The organism is Amnimonas aquatica, from assembly GCF_002943415.1.
GTDB classification, from domain to species: domain Bacteria; phylum Pseudomonadota; class Gammaproteobacteria; order Pseudomonadales; family Moraxellaceae; genus Perlucidibaca; species Perlucidibaca aquatica_A.
The window spans coordinates 1-6,016 of the sequence record NZ_PTQZ01000107.1 but is presented as its reverse complement, the minus strand read 5'-3'; the positions used below and the strand labels follow the sequence as shown (position 1 = coordinate 6,016).

Sequence of the window (6,016 nt, the reverse complement as noted above, 5' to 3'; positions counted from 1 at the left end):
CTGGGGGCACATGCAGCACCACCGTTTCACCAACGAGCACGACAACGATCCGGACCGCATGCTGACCGGACGCTGGTACGGGCCGCTGCTGCTGTGGCCGTTCTTCGAGGTCTTCTATCTGCCGCAGTACCTGAGGAAGGCGGGCACGCGCCCGCCGCGCGAGGTCAGGCAGGTGCTCTGCCAGTTCGTGCTCGGCCTGGCGGCGCTGGCCCTGCTGTTCCATTTCACCGGGCCGGAGCTCTTCGTGTTCTGGTTCCTGTCGTCGCGGGCGGGACTGTGGCTGATCGTGTTCGTGTTCGTGTTCCTGCCGCACCATCCGCACGATGTGCTGCAGAAAGACGACATCTACGGCGCCAGCTCGCTGCGCGAGGGCCGTGACACGCTGCTGACGGTGCTGATGGCCGGGCAGAACCGGCATCTGGTGCATCACCTGTATCCGACGGTGCCGTTCCACCGGCTGAAGGCGGCCTGGGAGGCGAGGCGCGAGCATCACGAGGGGCAGCGTCCGGCGCGGGTGTCCGGTTTCGGGCTGCGTCCGGTGCGGGAGTCGTGGTGCCGGGAAAGGGAATCGAACCCTTACGATGTCTCCACCGGCGGATTTTGAGTCCGCTGCGTCTACCAGTTCCGCCATCCCGGCCCGGGAGGGTCGGCGGATTATAGCGGGGGAGGTCGGCCGGTCAAGGCGGCGTGCCGGCGACCGGCCTCGCCGTTGCGCATGGCACTGCTATACTGCGCGCCCGATTTTTCCCCGCCGGAACCGGCATGCACCGCAGCGACTTCACTTTCGAGCTTCCCGACGCGCTGATCGCCCGCTATCCGCTGGCGGAGCGCAGCGCCTCGCGCTTGCTCTGCCTGGATGGCGACAGCGGCGGCTTCCGCCATGCCGCTTTCCGCGACCTGCTCGGTCTGCTGCGGCCGGGCGACCTGCTGGTGTTCAACCAGTCCCGGGTCATGCCGGCGCGGTTGTTCGCCCGCAAGGAGACCGGCGGCCAGGCGGAGATCCTGGTCGAGCGCCTGCCGGCACCGACGCGGGCGCTGGCCCATGTTCGCGCCAGCAAGTCGCCGAAGCCGGGCGGCGTGCTGCATCTGGCTGACGGCAGCGCCGTGCGCATGGCCGGCCGCGAGGGCGACCTGTTCCTGCTCGAGGCCGACGAGCCCTGGCAGGCGCTGATGGCGCGCCTGGGCGAAATGCCGCTGCCGCCGTACTTCGGCCGTGCCGCCGAAGCCTCGGACAGCGAGCGCTACCAGACCGTCTATGCCCGCGATGCCGGCTCGGTGGCGGCGCCCACGGCCGGCCTGCACTTCGACCAGCCGCTGCTCGATGCCCTGCGCGCGCACGGCGTCGAGACGGCGTTCGTGACCCTGCATGTCGGCGCCGGCACCTTCCAGCCGGTGCGTGCCGATGACATCCGCGACCATGTCATGCATGCCGAGTGGCTCACCGTCGGCGCCGATGTCGTCGCCGCCGTGCAGGCGGCGAAGGCGCGCGGCGGTCGTGTCATCGCGGTCGGCACCACCAGCGTGCGTGCGCTGGAGTCGGCGGCCTGGGCGGGGCAGGGCGTCGATCCGGAAGGCTGGTCGCTGGCCGCCGGCTTCCCGGCCGGCAGCGGCGATGCCGCCGCCACGCTGGCGCCGTTCGCGGGCGACACCCGCATCTTCATCGCGCCCGGCTACCGCTGGCAGCTGATCGATGCCCTGATCACCAATTTCCACCTGCCCGAATCGACCCTGCTCATGCTGGTGTCGGCGCTGGCCGGGCGCGAGGCGGTGCTGGCGGCCTACGCCGAGGCCGTGAGCGCGCGCTACCGCTTCTTCAGCTATGGCGATGCCATGTTCGTGACCCGCCCCGGCGCGGGCCGGGAGTCCTGATGCGATTCACCCTGAAAGCCACCGACGGCAAGGCCCGGCGCGGCGAACTGACGTTCGCGCGCGGCACCGTGCAGACCCCGGCGTTCATGCCGGTCGGCACCTACGGCACGGTCAAGGGCATGCTGCCGCGCGACATCCACGCCATCGGCGCCGAGATCATCCTCGGCAACACGTTCCACCTCTGGCTGCGCCCGGGCACGGAGATCATCAAGGCGCATGGCGACCTGCACGACTTCACCCAGTGGCAGGGGCCCATCCTCACCGATTCCGGCGGCTTCCAGGTGTTCAGCCTCGGCAAGCTGCGCAAGATCACCGAGGAGGGCGTGCGCTTCCAGTCGCCGGTGGACGGCAGCAAGGTGTTCCTGAGCCCGGAGGAGAGCATGCGCATCCAGCGTGACCTCGGCTCCGACATCGTCATGATCTTCGACGAGTGCACGCCGTACCCGGCCACGCACGAGGAGGCCGACCGCTCGCTGGTGCTGTCGCTGCGCTGGGCGAAGCGCTCGAAGGGTGCCCATGGCGACAACCCCAACGCGCTGTTCGGCATCGTCCAGGGCGGCATGTACGAGGACCTGCGCCTGAAGTCGCTGGACGGCCTGCAGGCGATCGGCTTCGACGGCTACGCCATCGGCGGGCTGTCGGTGGGCGAGCCCAAGGAGGACATGATCCGCATCCTCGACTTCCTGCCCGGGCACCTGCCGGCGGACAAGCCGCGCTATGTCATGGGCGTGGGCAAGCCGGAGGACCTGGTCGAGGGCGTGCGCCGCGGCATCGACATGTTCGACTGCGTCATGCCCACCCGCAACGCCAGGAACGGTCACTATTTCGTCACCGACGGCATCGTGCGCATCCGCAACAGCCAGTACAAGACCGATACCGGCCCGCTCGATCCGCACTGCGACTGCGAGGCCTGCACGGGCTTCTCGCGCGCCTATCTGCACCACCTCGACAAGTGCGGGGAAATGCTCGGCGCGCAGCTCGGCACCATCCACAATCTGCGCTATTACCAGCGACTCATGGCCGGTTTGCGCGAGGCCATCGAACACGGTAGATTGCAGCCCTTCGTGGATGACTTCTATGCCCGCCGCGGCCTGCCCACACCCCCTTTGAACTGATAGAACCGGAGTATTTCCATGAGCTTCTTCATTGCCGATGCCTACGCCAACACCGCACCGGCCGCCGGCCCGGGCGCCACTGGCCAGATCGTCATGCTGCTCGGCTTCCTGCTGATCTTCTACTTCCTGCTGTGGCGTCCGCAGGCCAAGCGCCAGAAGGAAGCCCGCGCGCTGATCGACGGCCTGCAGAAGGGCGACGAGGTGGTGTTCGCCGGCGGCCTGCTCGGCCGCATCGTCAAGCTGGAGGGCGACTTCGCCGTGGTCGAGATCAACGACAACCTGGAAGTGAAGATCCAGAAGGTCTCGGTCATCGCCAGCCTGCCCAAGGGCACGCTGAAGAGCCTCTGAGGCTGCCCGCCCCCGGCTTGTCCGGGGGCATTCATTTCCGCTGATTGCTGTCGACAGGTATCCGCATGCGTTTTCCCGCCTGGAAGTATGTCCTGATCGTCCTCGTGATGATCATCAGTATCCTCTACTCGCTGCCCAACCTGTACCCGGACGAGCCGGCGCTGCAGGTCTCCGGCGCCCAGGCGGCGACGCCGATCGACGAGGCCCTGCTCAAGCGCGCGGCCATCGCGCTCGATGAGGCGAAGATCGCCCACCATGGCGACGAGGTCCAGGCCAAGGGCGTGCTGGTCCGTCTCAAGACGCCGGAGGATCAGGTGCAGGCACAGGCCGTGCTGCGCCGCGCCCTGGGCGAGAACTACGTGGTGGCGCTGAACCTGGCGCCGACCACGCCGGAGTGGCTGAGCAGCATTGGCGCCAAGCCCATGAAGCTGGGCCTCGACCTGCGCGGCGGTGTCCACTTCAAGCTCGAGGTCGATGTTGCCAAGGCCCTGGAGCAGCGTCAGGAAACCTACGTCACCGACATCAAGAAGCAGTTCCGCGACGCCAGCGTGGCCTACCGCGCGGTCGCCGAACAGCCGGGCGGCCTGCTGGAGGTGCGTTTCGCCAACGCGAAGGACCGTGATGCCGGCCAGGATGTGCTGCGCCGCCAGTTCTCCGAGTTCACGCTGACCCCGGTGAGCAGCGACGACGGTCCCGCCCTGCGCCTGGACTTCACGCCCGAGAAGCGCACCGAGATCACCAACTACGCCGTCAACCAGAACCTCACCACGCTGCGCAACCGCATCAACGAGCTGGGTGTCGCCGAAGCGGTGATCCAGCGCCAGGGCGCCAGCCGCATCGTGGTCGAGCTGCCCGGCCTGCAGGACACCGCGGAAGCCAAGCGCATCCTCGGCCGCACCGCCAGCCTGGAGTTCCGCTTCACCAGCCAGGCCGCCGACACCGGCTTCTCGGTGCCGGCCGGCGCCGAGCGTTTCAATTTCAATCGTGGCGGCACGGTGCTGCTGGAGCGCCGCAAGATCGTCACCGGCGAGCGCGTCACCAACGCCCAGTCCAGCTTCGACGAATACTCGCGCCCGCAGGTCAACATTAACCTCGACACCCGTGGCGGCCGCCTGATGGCCGATGCCACCCGTGATTCGGTCGGTCGCCAGATGGCGGTGCTGTTCGTCGAGAACAAGCAGCGCCTGCGCTACGAGACCGATGCCGAGGGCAAGGCCGTCGAGATTCGCGAACCCTACATCGAGCGCCGCGTCATCAACGTCGCCACCGTGCAGTCCATGCTCGGCTCGCAGTTCCGCATCACCGGTCTGGATTCGCCGGTCGAAGCGCAGGAGCTGGCGCTGCTGCTGCGCGCCGGCGCCCTGGCGGCGCCCATGTACTTCGTCGAGGAGCGCACCATCGGCCCCAGTCTCGGCCAGGACAACATCGAGAAGGGCATGTTCTCGACCCAGCTCGGTTTCCTGCTGGTGGCGCTGATCATGCTGGCGGTCTACAAGGGCTTCGGTCTCATCGCCAATGTCGCGCTGTTCCTCAACGTGGCCATCCTGGTGGCGGTCATGGGCGCCCTTGGCGCCGCCCTGTCGCTGCCCGGCATCGCCGGCATCGTGCTCACCATCGGCATGGCGGTCGATGCCAACGTGCTGATCTGCGAGCGCATCCGCGAGGAGATACGGCGGGGCCTGTCGCCCCAGGCCGCCATCGTGGCCGGCTATGACCGAGCCTACGGCACCATTCTCGATGCCAACCTGACCACCCTGATCGTGGCCATCATCCTGTTCGGCATCGGCACCGGTCCGATCAAGGGCTTCGCGGTGACGCTGGCCATCGGTATCGCCACCTCCATGTTCACGGCCATCACGGTGACGCGCGCCATCGTGCAGCTGGCCTACGGCGGCCGTCGCGTCAGCCGCCTGAGTATCTGAGAGTTCGTCATGACTGAAGAAGTACGCATCATCCGTTTCATGCGTTTCCGCCGCGGCATGGCGATCTTCTCCGCCGCGATGGTGCTGATCGGTCTGGTGTCGCTGGTGACCAAGGGCCTCAACCTCGGCCTCGACTTCACCGGCGGCACCTCCGTCGAGCTGCGCTTCCAGGAGCCGGCGCACCAGGCCCAGATCAGCAGCGCGCTGGCAGGGGCGGGCATCGAGGATGCCGTGGTGCAGTACCTTGGCGATGCCCATTCGGTGCAGGTGCGCCTGCCGCCGCAGCCGGGCGAGGCCACGCTGGTCGGCAACCGCATCGTCGACATCGTGTCCACCCCGGACAACCGTGCCACGGTGCTGCAGATCGACAGCGTCGGCTCCCAGGTCGGCGACGAGCTCTACGCGCAGTCGCTCATGGCCATGGGCTTCGCCATGCTGATGATGATGGCCTACATCGCCGTGCGCTACCGCTGGAAGTTCTCCGTCGGCGCCGTGGTTTCGCTGATCCACGACGTGCTGTTCACGCTCGGCGTGTTCTCGCTCTTCGGCTGGCCCTTCGACCTCACCGTGCTGGCCGCCGTGCTGGCGCTGATCGGCTACTCGCTGAACGACACCATCGTGGTCTTCGACCGTATCCGCGAAAACTTCCGCAAGCTGCGTCGCGCCGACCCGGTCGAGATCGTCGATATCTCGCTGACCGAAACCCTGCGCCGCACCATCATGACCGTGCTCACCGTGGCCGTGGTGGTGCTGGCCATGCTG

The 6,016-nt window shown here is 67.7% G+C and carries 5 protein-coding genes, 1 tRNA gene and 1 pseudogene; 6 read left to right on the top strand and 1 reads right to left on the bottom strand.

Features of this window, described 5'->3' with window-relative positions; genetic code table 11:
* Positions 1 to 10: 10 nt before the first annotated feature.
* Positions 11 to 475 (top strand): annotated as a pseudogene (locus tag C5O18_RS11135) (fatty acid desaturase); the annotation flags it as partial.
* A 75-nt stretch (positions 476 to 550) separates the two neighbouring features.
* Here C5O18_RS11135 and C5O18_RS05575 read toward each other — a convergent pair.
* Positions 551 to 637: transfer RNA gene (locus tag C5O18_RS05575), tRNA-Leu, on the bottom strand.
* 125 nt (positions 638 to 762) lie between these two features.
* On the opposite strand from C5O18_RS05575, the gene queA reads away from it, so the two are divergent.
* The 5 genes from queA to secF all read left to right on the top strand — a co-directional run.
* Positions 763 to 1,869: a tRNA preQ1(34) S-adenosylmethionine ribosyltransferase-isomerase QueA gene (queA, locus tag C5O18_RS05570; protein WP_105192212.1), complete on the top strand. Its 1,107-nt coding sequence runs from the start codon at positions 763 to 765 to the stop codon at positions 1,867 to 1,869.
* Positions 1,869 to 2,984, top strand: coding sequence for a tRNA guanosine(34) transglycosylase Tgt (tgt, locus tag C5O18_RS05565; RefSeq protein ID WP_105192210.1), 1,116 nt, complete (start codon positions 1,869 to 1,871; stop codon positions 2,982 to 2,984). The genes queA and tgt overlap by 1 nt, the downstream gene beginning before the upstream one ends.
* 18 nt (positions 2,985 to 3,002) lie before the next feature.
* Positions 3,003 to 3,332 (top strand): preprotein translocase subunit YajC, encoded by a 330-nt coding sequence (gene yajC, locus C5O18_RS05560; RefSeq protein ID WP_105192208.1) that lies wholly within the window; start codon positions 3,003 to 3,005, stop codon positions 3,330 to 3,332.
* A gap of 65 nt (positions 3,333 to 3,397) precedes the next feature.
* On the top strand, positions 3,398 to 5,254 hold the full coding sequence (gene secD / locus C5O18_RS05555; protein ID WP_105192206.1) for a protein translocase subunit SecD: 1,857 nt from the start codon (positions 3,398 to 3,400) through the stop codon (positions 5,252 to 5,254).
* A gap of 9 nt (positions 5,255 to 5,263) precedes the next feature.
* The coding region (gene secF / locus C5O18_RS05550) for a protein translocase subunit SecF (protein ID WP_105192204.1) at positions 5,264 to 6,016 on the top strand (753 nt) is incomplete at its 3' end.

Bases quoted from the DNA above. Each gene is read 5' to 3' on its own strand.
- queA (WP_105192212.1), top strand. From the start codon at position 763: ATGCACCGCAGCGACTTCACTTTCGAGCTTCCCGACGCGCTGATCGCC.
- tgt (WP_105192210.1), top strand. From the start codon at position 1,869: ATGCGATTCACCCTGAAAGCCACCGACGGCAAGGCCCGGCGCGGCGAA.
- yajC (WP_105192208.1), top strand. From the start codon at position 3,003: ATGAGCTTCTTCATTGCCGATGCCTACGCCAACACCGCACCGGCCGCC.
- secD (WP_105192206.1), top strand. From the start codon at position 3,398: ATGCGTTTTCCCGCCTGGAAGTATGTCCTGATCGTCCTCGTGATGATC.